We start from the raw sequence: 23,099 nt of genomic DNA on the forward strand, positions 1-23,099 counted from the left end.
GGCGGCGGGCCGTCAGGCACCCGATGCTCGGGACGGGACGAGGGGAGCTGTCGACTTGCCGCGGATCCACGATCCGGTGCGGGGCGCTGGCCGCGAAGCCCCGGCACTCTGTAAGGTTCAATGACGGCGATCTGGTTCATCCTGGCGTTCATGACCGGCGCGGCCGTGCTCGCGCTGCTCTGGCCGCTCACGCGCCGTCCGAAGCCGCAGGCCCAGGCCGGCGAGCCGGAGGGGCTCGCGACGCAGACCGGCTTCTACGAGGACCAGCTCGCCGAGATCGAGCGCGACCTCGCCCGCGGGCTGATCGCCCCGGCGGAGGCCGAATCGGCGCGGGCGGAGGCCGCCCGGCGCCTGCTGCGGGCGAGCCGCGAGGAAGCCGCCGACCATCGGGACGGCCCGCATCTCGCCGAACCCCATCTGCGCCAGCGCCGGGCCGCGGCGGCCTTCGCCCTCTCGACCGTGCCGCTGGTGGCCCTCGTCGTCTACGGGCTCTACGGCTCGCCCAACATGCCCTCGCAGACCGAGGACGACCGCAAGGCCGCCCAGGCCGGCGGCCAGGACCTGATGAAGGCGATCGGCCAGATCGAGGCGCGCCTCGCGAGCCATCCCGACGACGCCCGCGGCTGGGAGGTGCTGGCCCCGGTCTACATGCGGCTCGGCCGCTTCGACGAGGCCGCCCGCGCCTTCGCCGCCGTGGCCCGCCTGAAGGGCGAGAACGCCACGATCCTGTCGGATTGGGGCGAGGCCCTGGTCGCGGCCAATGACGGCAACGTGCCGCCGGAGGCGCGCACGCTGTTCGACCGGGCGGTCGCCGCCGATCCCAAGGCGCCCAAGCCGCAATTCTACCTCGCCCGGGCCGACGAGCTGGCGGGCAACCTCGACGGCGCCATCCGCCGCCTGGCGGCGCTCGAAGCCCAGGGTCCGGCCGACGCCTCCTGGATGGGCGGCGTGCGCGACAGCCTCGCCCGGCTGAAGGCCGAGGCCGGCAAGCCGGCGGGGGAGACGAAGCCCACGCCCGACACGAAGCCGGACGCACCGGCCGCCGGGCCCGCGGCCAATCTCCAGGCGCTGCCCCCCTCCCAGCGCATGGATGCGATCCGCGGCATGGTCGAGGGGCTCGACCGGCGCCTCGCCAAGCAGGGCGGCACGCCGGAGGAATGGGCGCGTCTGGTGCGCTCCTACGGGGCGCTCGACCAGCCGGACAAGGCACGCGAGGCGCTGGAGCGGGGCCGGGCCGCCCTGTCCGGCGACACGGCGGCCCGGGAGAGCCTGGAGGCGCAGGTCGCCGGACTCGGGCTGTCCCAGGTTCAGCCGCCGCGGAGCGAGCCCCCGCCCGGGCCGGCCCGCATCGACCCGGAGGCCGCGGCGGCGATGCGCGCCATGCCCGAGGCCGATCGCGAGAAGATGATCCGGGACATGGTGGCGGGTCTCGACCGGCGCCTCTCGGCCAAGGGCGGCAGCGTCGACGAGTGGATGCGGCTCGTGCGCTCCTACAACGCGCTGGGCGACCGCCCGGCCGCGACCCAGGCGCTCGACCGGGCGAAGATGGCCCTTGCCGCCGACAGGGGCGCCGCCGAACGCCTCGACGCCCTCGCCCGCGAGCTCGACCTCAAGCCCTGAGACCTCCGCAATCGTCCCCACCCTGACAATCGGTCCCGGCCGCGCACCTTGATTTCGCGGGGCGGTCGGCCGAAACCCGACCTTATCATCGTTCGAAAACACGATCGCACCCGCGGCGCGGCAGCGATCCGGGGCGGAATCGCGAAGTGACCCGCAAGAGCCGACGTCTGATCCTGATCGCCTCCTGCGGGGCCGTGCTCGCCCTCGCCCTCGGGCTGATCCTCTCCGCCATGAGCGGGTCGATCGTCTTCTTCCGGGCCCCGGCCGAGGTCGCGGCCCAGGGCGTGGCGCCGGGCACCCGTTTCCGCCTCGGCGGCCTCGTCGAGGAGGGCTCCCTCAAGCGCGGGTCGAACCAGAGCGTGGATTTCTCGGTGACCGACACCAAGGCGAGCGTGCCGGTGCATTACCAGGGCCTGCTGCCGGACCTGTTCCGGGAGGGACAGGGCGTGGTGGCCGAGGGCACCCTCGATGCCGGCGGCATCTTCCGCGCCGACACCGTGCTCGCCAAGCACGACGAGAAATACATGCCCCGCGAGGTCGCCGACGCGCTGAAGGCGCAGGGCCGCTGGCAGGAAGGCGGGGAGAAGGGCGTCGCGCCCGCCGCGCCGCAGGCGGAGACGGGCGCCCCCATCGGCAAGCGCAGCGAGCGGTGATGGCCCGGAACCGGAAGAAGGAGACCCGCCGATGCTGGTAGAGGTCGGCCATTTCGCGCTGGCGCTGGCGCTGGCGCTCTCGCTGGTCCAGGCGGTGCTGCCGGTCTGGGCGGCCCGCTCCGGCGACGCGGCCCTGCGCGAGGCGACGGTGCCCGCGGCCCTGGGCGTGTTCGCCGCGATCCTGTTCGCCTACGCGGCGCTGACCTATGCCCACGCCACGTCCGACTTCTCGGTCCAGAACGTGGTCGAGAACTCGCACACCCTCAAGCCCTTCATCTACAAGCTCAGCGGCGTCTGGGGGAACCACGAGGGCTCGATGCTGCTCTGGGTCCTCATCCTCGCCCTGTTCGGGGCGATGGTGGCGGTGGCGCGCAACGCGGTGCCGCCGACCCTGCGGGCCAACACCCTCGGGGTGCAGGCCACGATCACCTTCGTGTTCGTGCTGTTCATCATCACCACCTCGAACCCCTTCACCCGGGTGGCGCCGGCGCCGATGGAGGGCAACGACCTCAACCCGCTCCTGCAGGATGCCGGCCTCGCGATCCATCCGCCGCTGCTCTATCTCGGCTATGTCGGCTTCTCGATCAGCTTCGCCTTCGCCATCGCCGCGCTGGTCGACGGCCGGATCGACGCCGTCTGGGCCCGGGCCGTGCGCCCCTGGACGCTCGCCGCCTGGAGCTTCCTGACGCTCGGCATCGCCATGGGCTCCTACTGGGCCTATTACGAGCTCGGCTGGGGCGGCTGGTGGTTCTGGGATCCGGTCGAAAACGCCTCGCTGATGCCCTGGATCGCGGGCACCGCCCTGGTCCACTCCACCGTGGTCATGGAGAAGCGCGACGCCCTGAAGGTCTGGACCGTCCTCCTGGCGATCCTCACCTTCTCCCTGTCGCTGCTCGGCACCTTCATCGTGCGCTCCGGGTTGCTCACCTCGGTGCACACCTTCGCCACCGACCCGACGCGGGGCACCTTCATCCTGGCGATCCTGGTGCTGTTCATCGGCGGCTCGCTGACGCTGTTTGCCTGGCGCGCGCCGATGCTGCGCCAGGGCGGCCTGTTCGCGCCGATCTCCCGCGAGGGGTCGCTGGTGCTCAACAACCTGTTCCTGGTCGCCGCCTGCGCCACGGTGCTGGTGGGCACCCTCTACCCGTTGCTCCTCGAGATGCTGACGGGGGAAAAGATCTCGGTCGGCCCCCCCTTCTTCAACTGGACCTTCGTGCCCCTGGCGATCCCGCTCCTGGTGATCGTGCCCTTCGGGCAGACGCTCGCCTGGAAACGCGGCGACGTGGCCGCGGCCTCCCAGCGCCTGATGCTGGCCTTCGGCCTCGCCCTGGTGGCCGGGCTCGCCACCCTGGCGCTGACCTGGGGCGGCCCGGTGATGGCCCCGGTCGGGATCGGGATCGGCGCCTATCTCGTGATCGGCTCGGCCCTCGAGATCGCCAACCGCGCCCGCGGCTACGGGGCCTCGCGCAGCCGGGGCGTGGCCACGGTCTGGCGGCGGGCGATCGGCCTGCCGCGCTCGGCCTGGGGCACGGCGCTTGCCCATGCCGGCGTCGGCGTGGTGGTGATCGGCATCGCCGCCCAGGGCTGGGCCAAGGAAGGGCTCGCCACGCTCACTCCCGGCGAGACGCTGGCGACCGGGCCCTATGTCGCCACCCTCGACCGGGTCGGCCCGCGCTCGGGCGAGAATTACGAGGAGACGACCGCCTTCCTCACCCTGCGCACGCGGGAGGGGGACAAGGTCGGCACCGTGGAGACCGGCAAGCGCTTCTATCCCTCCCGCCGCATGACCGTGACGGAATCGGGCCTGAAGACCGTCGGCTTCAGCCAGATCTATGCGAGCCTGGGGGAGGTCGTACCCGGGGGCGGGATCGGTCTGCGGCTCTACTACAAGCCGCTCGTGCTGCTGATCTGGCTCGGCGCCGTGGTGATGGCGCTCGGCGGCGCCCTCTCGCTGACCGACCGGCGCATGCGGGTCGGCGCCCCGGCGCGGGCCAAGGCCAAGCTGCCGCCCCACGCGGTGCCGGCGGAATGAGACGGCCGCTTCTCGCCGCCGGGCTGCTGCTGGCGCTCGGCCTCGCCGCCGCGCAGGCCGTGCAGCCGGACGAGGTGATGAAGGACCCGGCGCTCGAGGCCCGGGCCCGCCACATCTCCGAGGGACTGCGCTGCCTCGTCTGCCAGAACCAGTCGATCGACGATTCCGACGCGCCGCTCGCCAAGGACCTGCGCCTGCTCGTGCGGGAGCGCCTCAGGGAAGGCGACGACGACAAACAGGTCGTCGATTACGTGGTCGGCCGCTACGGCGAGTTCGTGCTGCTGCGCCCGGTCTTCGCTTGGCACACCCTGCTGCTCTGGCTGACGCCGCTGCTCGCGGTGCTCCTCGGCGGGCTGGGGATCTGGAACCTGTCGCGGCGGCGCGCACCGGCGGGACGCAACGCGACGTTGTCGCCCGCCGAACAGGCCGAGGTCGAGACCTTGCTGCGGCGCAAAAACGGCTGATCGCGCGTCAAACGCGATTTTTTGAAAGGGCGCGTTTCAAGACCCATCCATGCGCTGAACGACTGATTTCGTGCGGTTTTGCACAGCGCCATGCATTGATTGCATTTGTGCGGCGCATTCAGAGCCCTTCGCAGCGCACAACGCCTGGGGCATATCGGGGTCTCCCGGTGCAACCGGCTTTCCGTACGGGCGCTCCCGGCGGACAGTAACCGCACAGGACCTCACGACATGCGCACCCTTTCCTACGCGCTCGCCGCGGCGGCGATGACGGCGGCCTTTTCCACGGCCGCGCCGGCCTCCGCCGCCGACTGGAAGCCCGCCACCCCGAAGCGGATCGAGCTCGGCAGCTTCCGCGGCATGGCCTATTACACGGTCGAGAAGGACGGCTACCGCGTGGTGACGACCCTCGCCGCGCTCAACACCAACGCCGACCACCCGCAGGTCATCCGCCTCGTCACCACCCTGAAGGGCGACCAGACGGTGAACCTCTCCGTGCCCGGCACCCTCGGCGCCGATGGCAGCGAGACGACCATCGCCTTCACCCGCAGCGGCGACGTGGTCGAGGTCGCCTCGGCCGAATAAGCCGTCCGCTCTTCGTCCGACAGGAGCCCGTCCGCGCCGCCCGGTGCGGGCGGGCTCTTCGCGTCGGCGCCTCGCTTTCGCCAAACCGCGCCGGCATGGTCGGGCCACGCCAACGCCATCGCACGCCAGCGTCGCGGGACCGCCATGCCGTCTTTCTCGCCGCTCCGTCGGCTTCTCGCTCCGGTGCTGCTGCTCACGCCCGTCCCGGCGCTCGCCCATCCCCATGTCTGGGTGACGGCGACCGAGGAGGTCGCCTACGAATCCGGCCGCGTCACCGGCGTGCGCCACCACTGGACCTTCGACGCGGAATACTCGGCCTTCATCACGCAGGGGCTCGACGCCAACAAGGACGGCAAGGTCTCCCCCGAGGAGTTGCAGGGGCTCGCCACCGAGAACACCGCGGGCCTCGCCGAGTTCGGCTACTTCACCAAGCTCAAGGTCGGCGGCAAGGAGCAGGCCTTCGCCGAGCCGAAGGACCCGCGCATGGCGCTGGAGGGGGGCAAGCTCACCCTGACCTTCCTGCTGCCGCTCAAGACGCCGGCCGCGCAGGGCCGCGGCGTCGCCGCGCTGGAGGTCTACGACCCGACCTACTTCGTCTCCTTCGGGCTCGCGGAGGGCGCCGACGCCGTGCGGCTCGCCGGCGCGCCCACGGGCTGCACCACTTCGATCACCCGGCCGAAGACCACCGAGGCCAAGACCGCCGATGCCGGCAAGCCGCTCTCGGAGGCCTTCTTCGAGGCGCTGACCGCCGCCTCCGATTACGGCGTGCAATTCGCCAACCGGGCCATCGTCGCGTGTCCGTAAGCGCCGCGCCGACGCTTCCCGTCGCGAAGGGCGGGGGGCGTTCCCTGCTCCTGCGGATCGCCCTGGCGCTCGGCGCCGTCGCCCTGGCCGCCGGCGTGCTGGCCGGCCTCGTCTGGCTGGTGGCGCCGGGCCTGACCGCGCCGCCCCCCCGCTCCCCCTTCGGCATCGGCTTCCGCGAGGCCGCCCCCGCGGCCACGGGCCTGGGCGGGCGGCTGCTCGCGATCCAGGCGAGCTTCGCCCAGAGCCTGCGCGGGGCCGTCTCCGCCCTGAAGAACGGCGGCGGCTGGGAGGCTCTGGCCCTGCTCGGCTTCGCCTACGGGGTCTTCCACGCCGCCGGCCCCGGCCACGGCAAGGCGGTGATCGCCGGCTACATCGTCGCCGGCGAGAAGACCCTGCGGCGCGGCTTCGCCCTGAGCGCCGCCGCCGCCCTGCTCCAGGCCCTGGTGGCGATCGCGATCGTCGGGATCGGCACCCTCCTGCTCAACGCCACCGCGGCCGGCATGACGCGGGCCGGCACGCTGATCGAGACGGTGAGCTTCGCCCTCGTCGCCCTGCTCGGCCTCGCCGTCACCTGGCGCAAGGCCGGTCGGCTCGCGGCCCTGCTCGCGGCCGAGCCGGCCGCCGCCTGCGGGCCGGGCTGCGGGCACCGGCATCTGAGCGATGCCGAGACCGTCTCCCGGCTGGAGACCTGGCGCGAGCGCATCGGCGTCGTGCTCGCCGCCGGCACGCGCCCCTGCGCCGGCGCCGTGCTGATCCTGGTCTTCTGCGCCTCCCAGGGCATGCTCGCGGCCGGGATCGGCGCGACCTTCGCCATGGCCGCCGGCACGGCCCTGACCACGGGGGCGCTGGCGAGCCTCGCGGTCTTCGCCAAGGCCCTCGCCCTGCGCCTCGCAGGCGGACGGGGCCAAGCCGGCACGCTGGCCATCGGCGGCCTCGAACTCGTGGCCGCCGCCTTCGTGCTGGTGCTCGGGGCGGCCCTGCTCACCGGGCTCGCGGCAGCGGCGGGCGGCTGACGCCGCAGGGTCGGCTCCCCCCTCGCCAGCGCGTCGCCCGCGTGCCACTCTCCCTGCGGACACGCGAGGAGAGGCCCTTGAGCGCATCGAGCCTGCCCGACGCCTTCGACCGCATCCTGAACTGGCGCCTGCTCGCCGGCTCGCACGAATTTCCGGGGCCGGAGGGCGGCACCTGCATCAATGAGGCGGCGATCGTGGCCGCGGGCCTGCCCTACCGGGCGATCCGCGGCAGCGAGGATTGCCCGCCCTGCTTCTCGCGACCGCTGGCGGCCTATGCGCTCGGCCTCAACGACGCGATGCCCGATGCCGAGCGCGGACGCCTGATGGCCTTCGTGCTGCGGCTCTCCGGCTCGGCGGACGGGCCGGAGGTCGAGACCCGGCGAACCACCTTCCTCGCCACCGAGAGCGTGCGCCGCATCCTGCCCCCGCTCCTCGACCGGGCCGGCCTGCCCGCCCTCGCGGCCCGCTGCGAGACCGCCCCCGACCCGCGGGCGGCCCTGTCGGCGGCCCGGATCGCCCAGAGCCAGGGCGGCGCCCTGTCCCAGATGGCAGGCTACCGCCGGGCCTGGGTCCAGGGCGCCCGGGCCGCCGCCGTCGCCCGCACCGGCACCGCGGCCGTGAAGGCCTTCGACGACGCCCGCTGCGCGGCGGAGGTCGCGGAAGGGGCGGCGCCCTTCGCGGAGGGCATCTGGCCGACCGCCGTGTCGATCCTCGACGAAGCGCTCGCGATCGGACGGCAGGCGCCGACGATCGACGTGATCGAGGCCGGCCGCCGGATGGAGACGGCCCGCGCCCGCACCTGACCGGGCACATTTCCAAGCTCCAGGGTCCGCCATCGTCGCCCCTGTGAAGGGCTGAACCGGAACTCCCGACGCCCGCCGCGCGTGCGCCAGCACACGCGAATGAGGCACGCCGCGTTGACGTGTGAAAATTTCCCACGCATTAGTTCGGGGCTGCCGCCGGTTCCCCGAACCGGATGGCGGCCCGGCGCACGATCCGAATTGCCCATGCTTCCCAAGGCCTTTCGCCGGCCCACCGCGAGCCGCTTCGAAGCCCGAGCACCGCAGAACGCGGCTGTCGGGCGAGAGGTGCCCCTCGGATTGGCCCTCGCCCTCGCCGTGCTCGGCCTGCTGCTCCTCGGCCGCTGAGCCGCACCGACCCCGAACCCTTCGACCTCACGAGGACCTGCGATGCTGAAACCGATCTCCGCCGCCCTGCTCTGCCTCGGCACCGGGCTGGCCTCCGCCCAGGCCGCCGACTTGCCGCGGCGCGCGGCCCCGCCCCTGCCGCCGGTCCCGCCGGCCTTCACCTGGACCGGCTTCTATGCCGGCGTGAATGCGGGTTACGGCTTCCGCGGCGCCCCGAGCAGCTTCACGGACGCGACCTACGGCACCGTGACCCAGAGCAAGACCGATCGCGGCGGTTTCCTCGGCGGCGGCCAGATCGGCTACAATTACCAGTTCACGCCGGGCGCCGGCTTCGTGGTCGGCGTCGAGACCGACATCCAGGGCACGGCCTTCGCCAAGGCGGATGCCGCCTATCTCGGCACCACGCCCTATTACACTATCGGCTCCACCCTCGACTATTTCGGAACCGTCCGCGGCCGGGTCGGCTACGCCTTCGATCGCGTGCTGATCTACGGCACCGGCGGCTTCGCCTATGGCGGAGGCTCGAAGTCGTCCTATGCCGCGTCCTACACCGGCACGCTGCCGAGCGACTTCCGCACCGGCTACGCCTTCGGCGGCGGCTTCGAATACGCCTTCACCGAAAAGCTCTCGGCCAAGATCGAGGCCCTCTACGTCAACCTGAAGCAGAGCAACACCAGCACGACCGTCTACGATTCCTCGGTTCCCGCCTATTACGGCCTCGCCAAGACCGATCCCGGCTTCGCGGTGGTCCGGGCCGGCGTGAACTACCGGTTCTGACGCTTCGCCGGCCCTCGCTCTGCGAGCGGAGCGAGGGCCGGATCAGGCGCGCGCGGAGGCCCGGGAGGGGCTGTCGAGGTCGATCTCCAGGGCCTCGCAGTTCTCCAGCCACCGTCCGGTCAGGTGGTAGAAGAAGGTGCAGTGGCCGACCACGGCGATGGTCCTCTCCGGCCGCGCCCGCAGGAAGTCGCGAAACCCCTCCACCCGGGCCTCGAACAGGGTGCGGGGCTCGACATGCCAGCCCTCCGGCCCGACCTCGCCCTCGGCGTACCACCAGGTCTCGGGCAGGTGGTCCACGCGGAAATCCGGGAATTCCCGCGCGAGCAGGGAGGCGGCGCGGCCGACGTCGCAGCTGCTCTCTTGGCATTCGCGGTGGAGCACCTCGACGAGAACCTGCGGCTTGGCCGGATGATCGGCGAAGAGGCCCGCGGTGGTCTGCAGCGCGCGGGTCAGCGGGGACGTCACCACCAGCTCGAAGGGAATGTCCCGCAGGGATCCCCGGGCCGCGGCGACCTGGCGGTGGCCGCGCTCGGACAGGGGAGCGTCGATATGGCCGGGGTCGCGCCCCGTGGCCTGATGCACCGCATTGAAGGTCGATTCGCCGTGGCGGATGCAGACGATGCGGGTCGTGTTCATGGCGCCTGATCTATTTCGGGTGGGGCCGGCCTGCCAGCGGCGCCCGCGCAGACCAGCCATCGGCCGGCCTATTCGAGCCGCACCACCACGCTGTCGCTGGCACCCTTCGCGTCCATCACCGAGATGCGGGCGAAACCGGCGCCCTCGGGGTGCCAGTCCGTCTGCCGCCTCAGGCCTTCGGCCACCGGAGCGCCGTCGACCATCCAGGTGAGCGGCGGCTCGCCGCCGAGCGCCTTGAGCGCCAGAGTCGCGGCCTCGCTGCGCACGGCGCCGTTCTCCGACAGGCCGAGCTCGACCCGGGCGCCGTCCGGCGGGTAGGCGATCTTCAGGGGCACGCCGAGGGTGGCGGCCAGCGTCTTCGGCGCGTCCTTGCGGATGTGGCGCAGGGGCGGCGGCAGGCTCGCCGTGGTGGCGACCAGGGCGTCCCGCGGCATCGGCAGGGACTCCGGCTCGCCGCCGTAACGGGCGAAGGCATCGAACAGCACCGGCGCGGCCACGAGCCGCCCGACCAGCCCGGGAACGGCCGCGCCGTCCGGGCGCCCGACCCAGACCGCGATGGTGACGCGCCGGTCGAACCCGACCGCCCAGGCGTCGCGATAGCCGTAGGAGGTGCCGGTCTTGAAGGCGAGGCGCCCGGTCAGGGCGTTCTCCGGCGGGGGCGCCCCGCGCAGGATGTCCGCCACGTACCAGGCGGAGACGGGATCGGCGACGCTGCGCTCCGGCTCCGGCGCGGCGGAGACGATGCGCTCGCGCCAGGGCGGCACCGCCCCCCCACGGGCGAACCCCGCATAGAGCCGGGCGAGGTCGGCCAGCCGGATGCCGAGGCCGCCGAGCGCCACCGGCAGGCCGGGCGCCGTATCCCGCGGCAGCACGATGTCGGCGCCCGCCCCGCGCAGGCGGGTGACGAAGCGGGCGGCGCCGACCGTATCGAGCAGGTCCACCGCCGGCACGTTGAGCGAGAGCTGCAGGGCGCGCCGCGCCGTCACCGTGCCCTGGAAGGTGAGATCGAAGTTCTCCGGCGCGTAGCTCGCGGCGAAGCGGGCCGGGCGGTCGTCGAGCAGCGTCTCGGGATGGGCGATGCCGTTCTCGAAAGCGAGGGCGTAGATGAAGGGCTTCAGGGCCGAGCCGGGGGAGCGCAGGGCCAGGGCCGCATCGACCGCGCCGGCCCGGGCGGAATCGAGATAGCCGGCGCTGCCAACATGGGCGAGCACCGCGCCGCTGCGGTTGTCGATGGCGACGATCGCCGCCGAGAGGCCCGGCCCCGCCGCGGCGGCGCGCTCCGCGGCCAGGGCTTCGAGGCTCGCCTGCAGGCGGCGGTCGAGGCTGAGGGCGATCACCCGCGCCGTGGGATCGGCGGCCACCGCCTGCTCGGCGGCATGGGCCGCCAGCATCGGGAAGGTCTTTCGCACCGTCGGCACCGGCTCGGCCTTGGCCGCCTGCGCCTCGGCCGCGGGCAGGACGCCGCGGGCGGCGGCGATGTCGAGCACCCGGTCGCGGGCCTGCTTGGCCCGGGCGGAGAAGCGATCCGGCCGGCGCGTCTCCGGGGATTGCGGCAGGGCGACGAGCAGGGCGGCCTCCGCCGCCGAGAGCCGGGCCGGCTCGCGCCCGAAATAGGCGAGGCTCGCCGCCCGCACGCCCTCCACCGGGCCGCCGAAGGGCGCCAGCGCCAGATAGAGATCGAGCACCGCCACCTTGCCCTGCGCCCGCTCCAGGGCGAGGGCGCGGACCGCCTGCCGCAGCTTCTGCGTCAGCGAGCGCTCGGGCCGCGGCTCGACGAGACGGGCGACCTGCATCGACAGGGTCGAGCCCCCCGAGACGATGCGGCGCTGGCTCAGCCATTGTCCGGCGGCCCGCAGCATCGCCGCGGGATCGATGCCGGGATGGTCGTCGAAGCGCCGATCCTCGTAGGCCTTGAGCATGGCGAGGTAGCGCGGATCGACCTCCGCCGCCGTCACCGGCAGCCGCCAGCGCCCGTCGGCGGTGGCGAAGGGGCGCAGCAGCGCCCCGTTCCGGTCGAGCACGACGGTGGAGCGCCGGGATGCCTCCGTGAGGTCGAGGGCCGGGAGGCTCGCGGCGTAGCGCCAGAGAGCGAGGCCGGGCAGCGCGACGAGGAGCGCGACGAAGACGGCCGCCACGCCCCTCCCCACTCTGCGGGGGAGGGTGCCTGCGGAGCAGGCGGGAGAGGGGCCGGCGCAGGTCCTTCCGGAGACGGCGCTCCCCTCTCCCGCCCCTCGCTGACGCGAGGGTCCCCCTCTCCCGCGGAGGGGAGAGGGCCTTGGCGGCCGCTTCCCCATCACTCCTTCGCCACCACCTCGACCGTACCAAAGCCGGTGCGGCCGAAGCGGTCGGGGCGGTACATGTCCTCGATGGTGGCGGCCGGCTGCACGTAGACGCCCGGCGAGACCGCCCGCACCGTATAGGCCACCGAGAAGAAGGCCGATTGCTCGGTGTCCCGGTTGTAGGCCGCCACGAAGCGGTCGTCGCGGAACTCGGTATGCGCCGGCGGCACGTCGCTCTTGGCGAAGCTCAGGCCCGCCAGCGCGTCGGTGTCGAGGAGCTTCGGGTTGTCGATCTCGAGCCCGGCGGGCAGGCGGTCGACGAGGAGCAGGCGGCCGGCACTGGCCTTGGCCTCCGTCACCTTCAGCACCACCACGAGCCGGTCGTTCTGGCGCAGGGGCTTGGCGGCGTCGACCGGCGTGCCGTCGAGCCGGTAGAGGCTGCGCTCCACCGTGTAGCCGCGGGACTCCGCCGGCTCCGGCGCGATCGGATTTCCGGAGACGCCGACCACGAGCTGGACCGGATCCTTGCCCTCGTTGGTCACGCGCACCGTCCGCGCCTCCAGCGCAGCGGGCTTGAAGCTGCGGGCGAGCGGCCCCTTGCCGGGGGTGCCGTCGACGGCCACGGACAGGGCCTCCCCTTCCTTCGCCAGGGCCTCGGCGGCGAGCACCATCCAGGCATTCTCCTGCGTGCTGGTGGTGCGGCTCGTCTCCCGCTCCTGCGTGACCACCGCGGCGAGGGGCTTCAACGCGTCGCGCAGCAGGCCGGTCTCGGCCCCCAGCGCGATCAGCCCGGCGCCGTCGCGTAGCCGCGTCCCGTAATCGGCCCGGTAGGTCTTCGCATCGGCCTCGCTTCGCAGGGCCTGGAGCGCGGACTCGTAGGCCCTGGCCGCCCGGCCGCGATCCCCCAGCAGCGCGAGGGCCGCCGCGATCTGCCCGCGCCCGAGCGGGGTGGCGAAATCGGACAGCTTGGTATCGGCGAGGTAGCGCAGATCGCCCATCACCGGGCGGCCGTTGCGGGCGAGCACATAGGCCGCATAGGCGATGTCCATGCCGCCGTCGCGCACCTCGCTCGCATTGGCGACCTCGTTGCGCAGGCGGTCGAGGGCGTTGCTGAAGGCGGTCTGCGGCACGGGAAATCCCCGCTCGCGGGCGCGGGTGAGGAAGTCGGTGACATAAGCGTTGAGCCAGACGTCGCTCGCCTCGCCCGCGGACCAGAGTCCGAAATCGCCGCCGGAATTCTGGCGGGAGAGCACCCGGTCGATCGCCTCGCGCACCCGCTCGTCGAGCTTGCCGTCGAGGCCCAACCGCTCGGCGGAAGCGAGGCTGTTGACGTAGAGCAGCGGCATGGCCCGGCTCACCGTCTGCTCGGAGCAGCCATAGGGATAGCGGTCGAGGGCCTGGAGCAGAGCCGGCACGTCGATCCCGGTGATCTGGCTCACGGAGACCGAGACGGAGCCGGTGCCGGGCAGCATCTCGGCCAGAAGCTCCCGGCCGATCTCGGCGCTGGCGCCGGGCTCGAGCGTGCGCACCGTGCGGCGCAGGAGCGGCCCGGTGCCCGGATTGACCGCGAGCGCGAAGCTCTGGCCGATGCCCTCGGAGAGGCCCGGACCGCTCAGGGTCAGGTCGATCCGGGCCGTGCCCGGGCCGGCGGCAGTGATCGGGATCACGAGCTGGCCCTTGGCTCCGGCCTCCAGCCGAACGGTCCGGTGGAGCGCGTCGCCCGCCACCAGCACGGGGCCGGAGAGGTCGAGGTCGAGGGTGTAGTCGCCCGCCGCGCCCTCGACATTGTCGAGCGCCACGAAGAAGCGCGAACGGTCGCCGACATTGAGGAAGCGCGGCAGCGTGCCCGTGACCACGACGGGATCGCGCACGATCACATCCGCCTGGGCCTGCCCCACCCGTCCCTTGGTCCAGGCGGTCGCCATCAGCCGGGCGGTGCCGTTGAAGGCCGGCAGCGCCAGGGGGATCTGCGCCGTGCCGTCCGGCCCCACCGTGACGATCCCGGAATAGAGGGCGAGCGGCGCCTGGGTCGGCGGCACGTCGGCCAGCTCGGCGCCCCCGGCGTCGCCGCCGGAGCGGATCGCACCGAGGACGCCCTGCATGCCGTCGATCAGGTAGCCGTAGAGATCGCGGATCTCCGGCCCCAGGGCCTTCTGGCCGAAGAAGAACTGGAACGGGTTCGGCGCCTCGTAGCGGGTGAGGTTGAGGATGCCGACATCCACCGCGGCCAGCGTCACCCGCGCCTCCTCGCCGGCCTGGAGCCCGGCGACCGTCACCGGCACGGTCAGGGTCTCCCGCGGCTTCGTCTTGGCCGGGGCCGCGATCGACACGGCGAGCCCGCGCTTGTCCCGGTCGACCGAGAACCAGGCGAGGCCGAGGGCGCGGCCCGGCATGCGCTTGGCCGCCTGGTCGAGGGGCCGGTAGGCCGTGGCGACGAGATAGGCGCCCGGGCCCCATTCCGCCTTCACCGGGATCTCGACGGTGGTGCCGCCCTCGGGCACCGCGACGTCGAGGATGTCCTGCACCCGGTCGCTCACCACCGCGAGGGTGGCGCTGCCGGCGAATTTCGGCTGGAGCCGGGCGCGCAGGCGCTCGCCGGTCGCGTAGGCGGCCTTGTCGAGGGTGAGGTCGAGGAGATCGGGCACGTCCGCGCTCTCCGAACCGCCCCAGCCGACCGTGAAGGACACGCTCACGGCCGCATTCGGCTGGTCAGGAAGGCTCGCCTCCAGCCGGTAGCTGCCGAACCCCACCGGGGCCGAGAGCTTCGCCGGGCCCTCGGCCGAGAGATCGACCGTGCCGTCGGCCACGCGGCGCGTGTTCTGCACCGGCTCGAAGGACCAGCGCCCGTCCTGGCGGTACCATTGGTAGTTCCGCTCGATCTTCGACAGGGTCCAGCTCACGCCGGGCTGGGCGAGGCGCCTCCCGTCGGGCGCGGCCAGGACGAGATCGAAGGTGGCGGTGCCGCCCTCCCGGAGCTCACCGGAAAAATTCTTGCGGAGGGCGAGGACCGGGCCTTCGGGCAAGATCGGCAGGGTCAGGCTGCGGCTGAGGGCCCGGCCGCCGGGCTCGCCCACCGCGAGCGTGATCCGCGCCTCCATGGCGCGCGGTGCCGTCACTTCCTGCACCGGCACGCTCACGGTGGCGTTGCCCTTGGCATCCGTGGTGCCGGCCTCGCCGATCTCGGCGGTCGTCGCCTGCACCGCCTCGTCGTCGAGGCCGATGGAGAAGCCGTCCAGCCCCTTGATGCCGGGCGCAGCGGCGGCCTGCACCGCCACCGAGCCGGTCACCGAGAGCCCGGCGCCGGGCGCCCCGTAGAGATAGCGGGCGGCGACGTCGATCGCGGCCGCCTCCCCGCGCTTCAGGGCCGGAATCTTCGGGGTGAGGCTCACCTCCAGCCGCTCGGGGACGTAATCCTCCACGAGCCAGCTCGCCTCGCCGACCGGCGGCGCCTTCGGATCGGTATAGGCCGCGACCCGCCAGGTGCCGTGCATGGCGCCGGACAGGAGAGGCACCGCCAGCGCGCGGCCGCCGAGCCCGCCATCGGCGACGGAGACGCGGCGATACTCCACCCCGTCGGGCCGCTTCACCACCAGGGTGAGGGGCAGGCTCGGCACCGCCGCGCCGGTGCTGTCGCGCAGCAGCGCGGTCAGCGCCACGGTCTCGCCGGAGCGGTAGACGCCCCGCTCGGGGAAGACATAGGCTTCGAGCGCGGCCGAAGCCGCGCGCCCCTTCACGCCGCGATCGGTCAGGTCGAAGGCACCGAGGGACAGGTCGAGGAAGCCGTAATCCTCCCCGAGCTGCGCCACCACGAGGCCCGGGGCGAGGCCGCCCTCGCCCTTGGCGAGCCCGGCGGCGAAGGCGGCATGGCCCTGCCTGTCGGTCTTCGCGCTCGCGAGCACGTCGTTGTTGCGGGCGACGAGCCGGATCTCCGCTTCGGGCACGGCCTTGGCGCTCGCCAACGAGCGGGCGAAGACATGGACGCCGTCCCTGCCCTTGAAGGCGGTGAGCCCGAGATCGGACACCACGAACCACTGGGTCGCCTTCGCGTCGGCGCTGACCTCCTCCTCGCCGCCGAGTCGCGCAGCGGTCCCGCTCGGCTGGGCGACCATGACGTAGAGGCCGGCCTCGAGCTTGCCGACCGCCTGGAGCACCGGGAAGGCGGTCACCGCCTCGCGGTTGAGATCGGCCTTGGCGGTCTCCAGGCTGCCCTTCCAGACGCTGACGCCCTTCTGGTCGCCGATGGTCTTGGCGCTCCAGCCGCTGATCTGGCCGAGGAACTCCTCCGAGCGCAGGGCCGGCAGCAGGCCGCGATCACCGATGCGGAAGACCTCGACGTCGAGCTTCGGCGCGTTCACCGAGATGACGGGCACGCCCGCCTGGCCGGTGCGGGGCAGCACGTAGTTGCGGCCGGTGAACCGCGCCTGCGGTGCGCGGTCGCGCACGTAGATCTCGTAATCGGCGGATTTCAGAAGATCGTCGCCGAGCGCCGAAGGCAGGCCCTGGCGCAGCACGAAGGCGTAGCGCTCGCCGTGCTTGAGCCCGTCGACGCAGGCCTGCGCCCCCTCGCTCGTCACGGCGGCGTTCGCCGAGCCCGAGACGGCGATGTAGGGCGTCATGTCCGTCTTGGCGGGCAGGCTCTCGGAGAAGACGAAGCAGACCCGCGGGGCGGCCGCATCGGAATCGACCTTGTAGTCGAGGATGCGGAAACCGTGCTCCGCCCGCATCGTGTCGAAGGTCTCGCGGATCGCCGCGTCTTCGCGCAGGGCGAGGCTGGCGCGGTAGGCGTCGAGGGCCGGGCGCCAGTCGGAATGGCTGCCCTCGATCTCGCCGAGCTTGGCCAGCGCCTTCCCCTCGTCGGCGGCCGTGCGGGCCCGCAGATAGGCCTGGTAGGCGGCGACCGTGGCCCGGCGCTTCAGCGTCTCCTTGGCCTGGTAGTCGTCCCATTCCTCGTCGAGGCCGGCCTCGTTGGCAGCCCGGGCATAGTCGAGCCAGGAGCGCGGATCGCCGGGATCGGCGGACACGGCGGCGGCGAGGGCGTTCAGCTCGGCGAGACCGTCCGCCTCATCGCTCTTGGCCGCGTTCTCCGCCTCGCGCCGCCACTGGGCCGCATTCTTCGCGCCGGCCGGAGCCTCGGCCTTCAGCGCCGCCGCAAGCCTGACGCCCTCGCTCGCCAGTTCCTGGCGCTGATAGGATTTCTGGACCGGGGCCGTCGCGCTCCCGGCAGCGGGGACCGGGCGCGCGGGCTGTTGCGCGGAAGCGGGCAAGACGAGGGTCGTGGAGAGGGCCAAGGCTGCCGCGAGACACCCGAAGAGGCCACCGCCATACGCCATGCCTTGTCTCCGAATGATTCGTCCCGTCCGGGGCGGCCGGCACGCTAGCACCGGCACTCATGGCCGCAACAGCCGCTTTGAGCCGGTGCACCGATGCGTGAGGCCGTCCCGAAATCCCCTATGATCGCCAGGCCGGCGGGGAAGCCCGCTGATTCCCGGCTCGAGGGCGAGAGACATGGTTCAGGGGCGCGACTTGCGGTGGTATGTTGCCGGTCTTGCCGCGCTCACGCTTCTCACCGGCCCGGGCGTCCCGATGGGGGCCCGGGCGCAGGCGCCGCGGCCGGCGGCCCAGCCCGATCCCGTCTTCGAGGCCGCGAAATCCGCCTTCGAGGCACGCCCCGAATCCGAGCGCAGGGCGATCCAGGACGCCCTGGTCTGGACCGGCGACTATAACGGCGTGACCACGGGTGCCTTCGGCCGGCGCAGCTTCGACGGGCTCCTCACCTATCAGAAGCGGATCGGGGCCAACCCGACCGGCCAGCTCTCGGGCACGGAGACGGCCGCGCTGCTGGCCGCCGGCGAGGCGGCCCGCAAGGCCGCCCGTTTCTCGGTGCGGACCGATGCGGCGAGCGGGATCGCCCTCGGGGTGCCCGAGCGTCTCCTGCCCAAGCGCAGCGCCATCCCCGGCGGCAGCCGCTGGCAGAGCGCCGACGGCCGCGTCACCCTCGACGCCAAATCCGCCCCCGCGGAGGGCGGGCTCGACCCGCTGTTCGAGCGCCTGAGCACGGCGACGCCGGAGCGCAAGGTCACTTACAAGTTGAAGAAGCCGGATTTCTTCGTCGTCACCGGGGAGACGGCGACGGGCAAGTTCTACCTCCGCTACGCCCTCGGCGAGGCGGGAATCCGCGGCTTCAGCTTCGCCTACGACAAGGCGCTCGCGGCCGATGTCGATCGGCTCGTGATCGCGGTGGCCAACAGCTTCACGCCCTTCCCGGACACCGCGCCCGCCCCGGCGGGACCCGCGGCGATGGCCACACCGAAGCCCACGCCGCTGCCGGCCGTCCCCTCTCTTCGGGCCCGCGCCACAGCGACGGGGCTCGCGGTCACGCCGAGCCTCGTCCTCACCTCGGCCATGGCCCTCGAAGGCTGCGCCGCACCGCGGATCGGGTCCTCGGCGGCGACGATCGGCCCCCGCGATGCCGTGAACGGGCTGGTGCTGCTCAAGCTGGAGGGGCGGGGTGCACCCGCTTCGAAAGCGCCGGCCCTGCGGGCGGACGCGCTTGCCGCAAGCGAAGCCCTCATCGTCCTCAGCGCCGAACCGGCGGGCACGCCCTCCGCAGCGCCCGCCGAGCCGGCCGGCGACGGCGTCAGCGCACCCTTGCAGCCGGGCTCCGGCGGTGCTCCGGCCTTCGACCGGTCGGGACGGCTCGCGGGCCTGGTCGCGGTCTATCCAAGCGCTCCGCGGCTCGTGGCGGGGGTGGTGCCGCCGACCCGCTACCGGCTGGTGCCGGCCGCGGCGATCGGCGGTTTCCTGACGGCCAACGGCGTGACGCCTGCCACGACCGCCGCTCCTCCGGCGAGACTGGGCGCGGCCGCGGCGCCCTATCTGGGCGCCGTGGTCGCCATCGCCTGCGGCCCGCGGGGCTGAGCGGTCCTGCGCGTCAGACGCGATTTCCGGTGAGGAGCAGGACGATCAGGATGATGAGGAGGATGCCGCCCAGGCCGAAGCTCGGTCCGCGATAGGCACCCCCTCCGAGAAAGTTGCCGCCGCCGAGGACGATCAGGATCAGCACGATCAGGAGAATGGTGGTCAAGGTCATCGACGCGGACTCCGGGCCGCCGGGCAAGGGCGCCCGAGCGTGACCGTAAACGTCGCGATCCGCGGTTTCGTTCAACTTGAGGACGTGTGCGCCGCTCCGATCAGACGAATGCGGAATCCGCCCGCCAATCCGGCAGCGGCTCGGCGGGCGCCGTCAGCCAGTCCGGCACCGGCAGGCCCTTGCCCTGCAGGAAGGCCGGGTTGAACAGCTTGGAGGCGTAGCGCGCCGCGCCGTCGCAGAGGATCGTCACGATGGTGTGGCCCGGCCCGAGATGGCGGGCGAGGCGCACCGCGCCGGCGACGTTGATGCCGGAGGAGCCACCAAGGGAGAGGCCCTCCTCGCGCATCAGCTGGAAGACATGGCCCAGGGCCTCGTCGTCCGGAACCCAGAAGGAGACGTCCGGCCGGAAGCCTTCGAGGTTCTTCGTGACGCGGCCCTGGCCGATCCCCTCGGTGATCGAGGAGCCTTCCGCCTTCAGGGTGCCGGTGCTGTAATAGGCGTGCAGCGCCGAGCCCTCGGGATCCGACAGGGCGATCGTCACCTTCGGATTGCGCGCCCGCAGGGCCTCCGCCGTTCCGGCGAGGGTGCCCCCGGTGCCGGCGGCGCAGACGAAGCCGTCGACCTGGCCCCCGGTCGCCGCGAAGATCTCCGGACCGGTGCCCTCCACATGGGCGAGGCGGTTGGCCACGTTGTCGAACTGGTCGGCGAAGAAGGCGCCCGCGCTCTCCCGCGCCGCGAGCTTCTCCGCGAGGCGGCGCGCCGCATGCACGTAGTTGTTGGGATTGGCGAAGGGGACGGCGGGCACCTCGACGAGCTGGGCGCCGGCGAGGCGCAGCGTCTCTTTCTTCTCGGCGGACTGGGTCTCGGGGATGACGATGACCGTGCGGTAGCCGCGCACGGCGGCGACCAGGGCAAGCCCGATGCCCGTATTGCCCGCCGTGCCCTCGACGATGGTGCCGCCGGGCCGGATCAGCCCCCGCGCCTCGGCGTCCCGGACGATCGAGAGGGCCGCGCGGTCCTTCACCGAGAGGCCGGGATTGAGGAATTCGGCCTTGCCGAGAATCGTACAGCCGGTCTCCTCGGAAACCCGGCGCAGCTTGATCAGGGGCGTGCCGCCGATGGCGGCGAGCACGTCGGCTTTGAGAGCGGAGGTCATGGCTGCGCAGCATAAGGCAAGGCGCGGGAGGAAATCCTGCCAAAAGCGCCGGGCGCGGTGGTGGCCATGCCGGGGGCGGCGTGGCACGGACACATCGCCTTCACCTTGATCGGCGAATCCCGGGCATGGTGGTCGACCGGATACGGCGCGTTCAGGTTCGGGCCGCTAGAAGCAGGCTCCCGATCCCGAATCGCCGCCCAAGGCTCCCCCCTCCGATGACCGTCATCGCCCTCGTTATCGTCGGCAACTTCCTGCTGGCCGGCCTCTTCTCCCTGGTCGCGGTCGTTCTCGACTGACCGCCCCGGGTTCAGGCCGGAGGCTTCTCTAGGCGCGCGAGCAGGGCGGCGATGCGCGGATCCACCGGCTCGGTGAGAACCTCGGCATAATGCGCCCGCAGCCCTTCGCCGAGATGCCGGCGCGTGCTGCCGCTCAGGGGCGCCCCCTTGGAGCGGACGGGCTTGTCGTCCTTCGGCCTGTCGAGGGGCTGTCCCACGGTTCGCCTCCGGCAATGCGCGACCTGAGTCGCGGGGAAGCGGCCATGATGCAAGTTTCGGGTTAAGAGGCGTTTTACCGCCGCCGATCACCAAACGTTCACCGTTCACGGCGGTGGGCGCCGTCCGCGCCGCAGGCTTCGCGACTTTTTCGCCGCCACCTTTTCTCCCGGGCGGCGTTCGGCTCTATAGCGGGGACCGCCCGTGAGGCGGAGGCTGCGCCCGGGAGGGCACGATTTTCGACGACGGATGGTCTACGGCGCTGGGGCTGCTCTCGGTCCTGGCGCTCGTTCTCGCCAACGGCTTCTTCGTTGCGGCGGAATTCTCCCTCGTCGCGGTGCGGCGCAGCCGGGTCGCCGAACTCGTCAACGAGAAGCGCGTGAACGCCACGGCCCTGCAGCGGGCCATCGAGAGCCTCGACGCGCATCTCGCCGCGACGCAGCTCGGCATCACCATCTCCTCCCTGGCCCTGGGCTGGGTCGGCGAGCCAGCCCTCGCGCATCTGATCGAGCCGCTCTTCGCCTGGCTGCCCGAGCCGGCGGCCGGCATCGGCGCGCATACGCTGGCCGTCGCCGTCGCCTTCGTGGTCATCACCGCCCTCCACATCGTGCTCGGCGAGCTCGCCCCGAAGAGTCTCGCGCTCCAGCGCAGCGAGCGCACGGCTCTGGTGATCGTGCGGCCCCTGTCCCTGTTCCTGCTCGTCTTCCGTCCGGCGATCCTGTTCCTGAACGGGCTCGGCAACGGCGTGCTGCGCCTGATGGGGCTCCAGCCGGGATCGGGCGAGGAGAACCTACCCTCCCCCGCCGAGCTGAGCCTCCTCGTCACGGCGAGCCACGAGGCCGGCCTGCTGCACGAGGCGCAGGAGGATGCGGTGGCCCGCATCCTCGCCATCGGCGAGCGCCGGATCCGCGAGATCGTGACGCCGCGCAACGAGGTCGACTGGGTCGATCTCGACGACGAGGCGGAGGAGATGATCGCGGCCATCAAGGCCTGCAAGCACGAGCAGATCGTGGTCAGCCGCGGCCAGATCGACGACGTGGTCGGCGTGCTGCGCAAGCAGGACCTGCTCGACCAGCTCCTCGACGGCCGCCCCCTCGACGTGAGGGCGGCGACCCGCGAGCCGATCGTGGTGCACGAGGGTCTCGCCATCCTGAAGGTGCTGGAGATGTTCCAGACCAAGCCCGTGCGCATGGCGATCGTCGTCGACGAATACGGGAGCCTCGAAGGCATCGTCACCCAGACCGACCTCCTCGAGGCCATGGCCGGCGAGATCCCGGAACCGGGCGAGGAGAAGATGGTGATCGAGCGGCCGGACGGCTCGCTGCTGATGGACGGCATGATATCGGCAGCCGACGCCTTCGACCGCCTCGATTTCTCGGAGAAGCCGCGCAGCGACGACTTCTCGACGCTGGCCGGCTTCGTCATCGTCCGGCTCGGCCGCATCCCGACGGAGGGCGATGCCGTCGAGGCGGAAGGCTGGCGCCTCGAAGTCGTCGACATGGACGGCCGGCGCATCGACAAGGTGCTCGCGCAGCGCCTTCCCCCGGCCTAGGGCGCGGAGGTAATCTCGGCCCGCAGCCAACTCCGACTCGGATCCGCGCGTGCTTCCCAAGGCGATCTTCGTTCTCACCGGGGCGGGCGTGTCCGCCGAGAGCGGATTGGGCACCTTCCGCGACCGCGGCGGCCTGTGGAGCCGCTTCGATCCGATGAAGCTCGCCACCCCCGAGGCCTTCGCCGCGGATCCCGACGAGGTCCACGCCTTCTACAACCTGCGCCGGCGCGGGGTGATCGAGGCCGAGCCGAACCCGGCCCACCACGCCCTCGCCCGGCTGGAGAAAGAGCTGCGCGCCCGGGGCGGACGGCTGTTCCTGTGCACGCAGAACATCGACGACCTGCACGAGCGGGCCGGCTCGAACGGTGTCACCCACATGCACGGCGAACTGCTCAAGGCCCGCTGCACCGCCTGCGAGGCCGTGCTCGACTGGCGCGAGGATCTCGATACCGACCGGCGCTGCCCGGAATGCAGCGAGCCGGGCGGGCTGCGCCCGGACATCGTCTGGTTCGGCGAGATGCCGAAGCACCTCGACGCCATCGACGCCGCCCTGCGGGGCGCCGACCTGTTCGTGGCGATCGGAACCTCGGGCTCGGTCTATCCGGCGGCGGGCTACGTGGAGACGGCGCGGCGCCTCGGCATTCGCAGCTGCGCGATCAATCTGGAGCCTTCCGACAACGCCTCCACCTTCGACGAACGGCTGTATGGACCGGCGAGCGAGGCGGTTCCGGCCTTCGTTGGCACAATCCTTGGTTGAACAATCCGGCCACGTTTCCGCCCTGGATATGGACGGCTCCCGCAT

At 72.4% G+C, this 23,099-nt stretch carries 19 protein-coding genes; 13 read left to right on the plus strand and 6 right to left on the minus strand.

Going from position 1 to position 23,099, the window contains the following annotated elements; translation table 11 throughout:
- Positions 1-120: 120 nt before the first annotated feature.
- The 10 genes from ccmI to MMB17_RS04415 all read left to right on the plus strand — a co-directional run bounded on the left by ccmI (position 121) and on the right by MMB17_RS04415 (position 9,093).
- Complete coding sequence (ccmI, locus tag MMB17_RS04370) at positions 121-1,620, plus strand: c-type cytochrome biogenesis protein CcmI (RefSeq protein ID WP_241101197.1); 1,500 nt, start codon at positions 121-123, stop codon at positions 1,618-1,620.
- Positions 1,621-1,766: 146 nt separating this feature from the next.
- Positions 1,767-2,273 carry a cytochrome c maturation protein CcmE gene (gene ccmE, locus MMB17_RS04375; protein ID WP_241101198.1) on the plus strand — a complete coding sequence of 169 codons (507 nt, stop codon included), beginning with the start codon at positions 1,767-1,769 and terminating at the stop codon, positions 2,271-2,273.
- 31 nt (positions 2,274-2,304) lie between these two features.
- Positions 2,305-4,305 (plus strand): heme lyase CcmF/NrfE family subunit, encoded by a 2,001-nt coding sequence (locus MMB17_RS04380; RefSeq protein ID WP_241101199.1) that lies wholly within the window; start codon positions 2,305-2,307, stop codon positions 4,303-4,305.
- A complete protein-coding gene (locus MMB17_RS04385) occupies positions 4,302-4,769 on the plus strand; it encodes a cytochrome c-type biogenesis protein (RefSeq protein ID WP_241101200.1) in 468 nt (155 codons plus the stop codon). The genes MMB17_RS04380 and MMB17_RS04385 overlap by 4 nt, the downstream gene beginning before the upstream one ends.
- A gap of 228 nt (positions 4,770-4,997) precedes the next feature.
- On the plus strand, positions 4,998-5,351 hold the full coding sequence (locus MMB17_RS04390) for a hypothetical protein (RefSeq protein WP_241101201.1): 354 nt from the start codon (positions 4,998-5,000) through the stop codon (positions 5,349-5,351).
- A gap of 144 nt (positions 5,352-5,495) precedes the next feature.
- Complete coding sequence (locus MMB17_RS04395) at positions 5,496-6,155, plus strand: DUF1007 family protein (RefSeq protein ID WP_241101202.1); 660 nt, start codon at positions 5,496-5,498, stop codon at positions 6,153-6,155.
- Positions 6,146-7,168, plus strand: a complete 1,023-nt coding sequence (locus tag MMB17_RS04400; protein ID WP_241101203.1) for a nickel/cobalt transporter — start codon at positions 6,146-6,148, stop codon at positions 7,166-7,168. Before MMB17_RS04395 ends, MMB17_RS04400 begins: the two co-directional genes overlap by 10 nt.
- A gap of 77 nt (positions 7,169-7,245) precedes the next feature.
- On the plus strand, positions 7,246-7,971 hold the full coding sequence (locus MMB17_RS04405) for a hypothetical protein (protein WP_241101204.1): 726 nt from the start codon (positions 7,246-7,248) through the stop codon (positions 7,969-7,971).
- Between the two features lie 204 nt (positions 7,972-8,175).
- Positions 8,176-8,316 (plus strand): hypothetical protein, encoded by a 141-nt coding sequence (locus tag MMB17_RS04410; RefSeq protein WP_241101205.1) that lies wholly within the window; start codon positions 8,176-8,178, stop codon positions 8,314-8,316.
- Positions 8,317-8,358: 42 nt separating this feature from the next.
- Positions 8,359-9,093: an outer membrane protein gene (locus MMB17_RS04415; protein WP_241101206.1), complete on the plus strand. Its 735-nt coding sequence runs from the start codon at positions 8,359-8,361 to the stop codon at positions 9,091-9,093.
- 42 nt (positions 9,094-9,135) lie between these two features.
- Here the strand turns inward: MMB17_RS04415 and MMB17_RS04420 are convergent, their stop codons facing one another.
- The 3 genes from MMB17_RS04420 to MMB17_RS04430 form a co-directional block, all read right to left on the minus strand.
- The gene (locus tag MMB17_RS04420; RefSeq protein ID WP_241101207.1) at positions 9,136-9,729 is read right to left on the minus strand and encodes a histidine phosphatase family protein; all 594 of its coding nucleotides are present in this window, start codon (positions 9,727-9,729) and stop codon (positions 9,136-9,138) included.
- A gap of 68 nt (positions 9,730-9,797) precedes the next feature.
- Positions 9,798-12,023 (minus strand): penicillin-binding protein 1C, encoded by a 2,226-nt coding sequence (gene pbpC, locus MMB17_RS04425; RefSeq protein ID WP_420847329.1) that lies wholly within the window; start codon positions 12,021-12,023, stop codon positions 9,798-9,800.
- Positions 12,023-17,338, minus strand: a complete 5,316-nt coding sequence (locus MMB17_RS04430) for an alpha-2-macroglobulin family protein (protein ID WP_241101209.1) — start codon at positions 17,336-17,338, stop codon at positions 12,023-12,025. The genes pbpC and MMB17_RS04430 overlap by 1 nt, the downstream gene beginning before the upstream one ends.
- A gap of 175 nt (positions 17,339-17,513) precedes the next feature.
- On the opposite strand from MMB17_RS04430, the gene MMB17_RS04435 reads away from it, so the two are divergent.
- Positions 17,514-18,926: a serine protease gene (locus tag MMB17_RS04435; protein ID WP_420847330.1), complete on the plus strand. Its 1,413-nt coding sequence runs from the start codon at positions 17,514-17,516 to the stop codon at positions 18,924-18,926.
- A gap of 13 nt (positions 18,927-18,939) precedes the next feature.
- Here the strand turns inward: MMB17_RS04435 and MMB17_RS04440 are convergent, their stop codons facing one another.
- From MMB17_RS04440 to MMB17_RS04450, 3 genes are all read right to left on the minus strand, one after another.
- Positions 18,940-19,098: a DUF3309 domain-containing protein gene (locus MMB17_RS04440; protein ID WP_238314058.1), complete on the minus strand. Its 159-nt coding sequence runs from the start codon at positions 19,096-19,098 to the stop codon at positions 18,940-18,942.
- Between the two features lie 100 nt (positions 19,099-19,198).
- A complete protein-coding gene (locus tag MMB17_RS04445; protein ID WP_241101211.1) occupies positions 19,199-20,254 on the minus strand; it encodes a cysteine synthase A in 1,056 nt (351 codons plus the stop codon).
- Between the two features lie 307 nt (positions 20,255-20,561).
- Complete coding sequence (locus MMB17_RS04450) at positions 20,562-20,747, minus strand: NepR family anti-sigma factor (RefSeq protein WP_238314054.1); 186 nt, start codon at positions 20,745-20,747, stop codon at positions 20,562-20,564.
- A 335-nt stretch (positions 20,748-21,082) separates the two neighbouring features.
- Between MMB17_RS04450 and MMB17_RS04455 the strand changes: the two genes are divergently transcribed.
- Positions 21,083-22,297: a hemolysin family protein gene (locus MMB17_RS04455; protein WP_238314052.1), complete on the plus strand. Its 1,215-nt coding sequence runs from the start codon at positions 21,083-21,085 to the stop codon at positions 22,295-22,297.
- A 49-nt stretch (positions 22,298-22,346) separates the two neighbouring features.
- Positions 22,347-23,054: an NAD-dependent deacylase gene (locus MMB17_RS04460; protein WP_241101212.1), complete on the plus strand. Its 708-nt coding sequence runs from the start codon at positions 22,347-22,349 to the stop codon at positions 23,052-23,054.
- The last annotated feature ends 45 nt before the right edge of the window (positions 23,055-23,099 follow it).

The sequence above is a fragment of the Methylobacterium organophilum genome, from assembly GCF_022533465.1.
GTDB lineage: Bacteria > Pseudomonadota > Alphaproteobacteria > Rhizobiales > Beijerinckiaceae > Methylobacterium > Methylobacterium organophilum.

Coding starts and splice junctions, on each gene's coding strand:
- MMB17_RS04420 (WP_241101207.1), bottom strand. CDS start 9,729: ATGAACACGACCCGCATCGTCTGCATCCGCCACGGCGAATCGACCTTC.
- MMB17_RS04430 (WP_241101209.1), bottom strand. CDS start 17,338: ATGGCGTATGGCGGTGGCCTCTTCGGGTGTCTCGCGGCAGCCTTGGCC.
- MMB17_RS04440 (WP_238314058.1), bottom strand. CDS start 19,098: ATGACCTTGACCACCATTCTCCTGATCGTGCTGATCCTGATCGTCCTC.
- MMB17_RS04380 (WP_241101199.1), top strand. CDS start 2,305: ATGCTGGTAGAGGTCGGCCATTTCGCGCTGGCGCTGGCGCTGGCGCTC.
- MMB17_RS04395 (WP_241101202.1), top strand. CDS start 5,496: ATGCCGTCTTTCTCGCCGCTCCGTCGGCTTCTCGCTCCGGTGCTGCTG.
- MMB17_RS04445 (WP_241101211.1), bottom strand. CDS start 20,254: ATGACCTCCGCTCTCAAAGCCGACGTGCTCGCCGCCATCGGCGGCACG.
- pbpC (WP_420847329.1), bottom strand. CDS start 12,023: ATGGGGAAGCGGCCGCCAAGGCCCTCTCCCCTCCGCGGGAGAGGGGGA.
- MMB17_RS04410 (WP_241101205.1), top strand. CDS start 8,176: ATGCTTCCCAAGGCCTTTCGCCGGCCCACCGCGAGCCGCTTCGAAGCC.
- MMB17_RS04385 (WP_241101200.1), top strand. CDS start 4,302: ATGAGACGGCCGCTTCTCGCCGCCGGGCTGCTGCTGGCGCTCGGCCTC.
- MMB17_RS04415 (WP_241101206.1), top strand. CDS start 8,359: ATGCTGAAACCGATCTCCGCCGCCCTGCTCTGCCTCGGCACCGGGCTG.
- MMB17_RS04435 (WP_420847330.1), top strand. CDS start 17,514: ATGGTTCAGGGGCGCGACTTGCGGTGGTATGTTGCCGGTCTTGCCGCG.
- ccmI (WP_241101197.1), top strand. CDS start 121: ATGACGGCGATCTGGTTCATCCTGGCGTTCATGACCGGCGCGGCCGTG.
- MMB17_RS04390 (WP_241101201.1), top strand. CDS start 4,998: ATGCGCACCCTTTCCTACGCGCTCGCCGCGGCGGCGATGACGGCGGCC.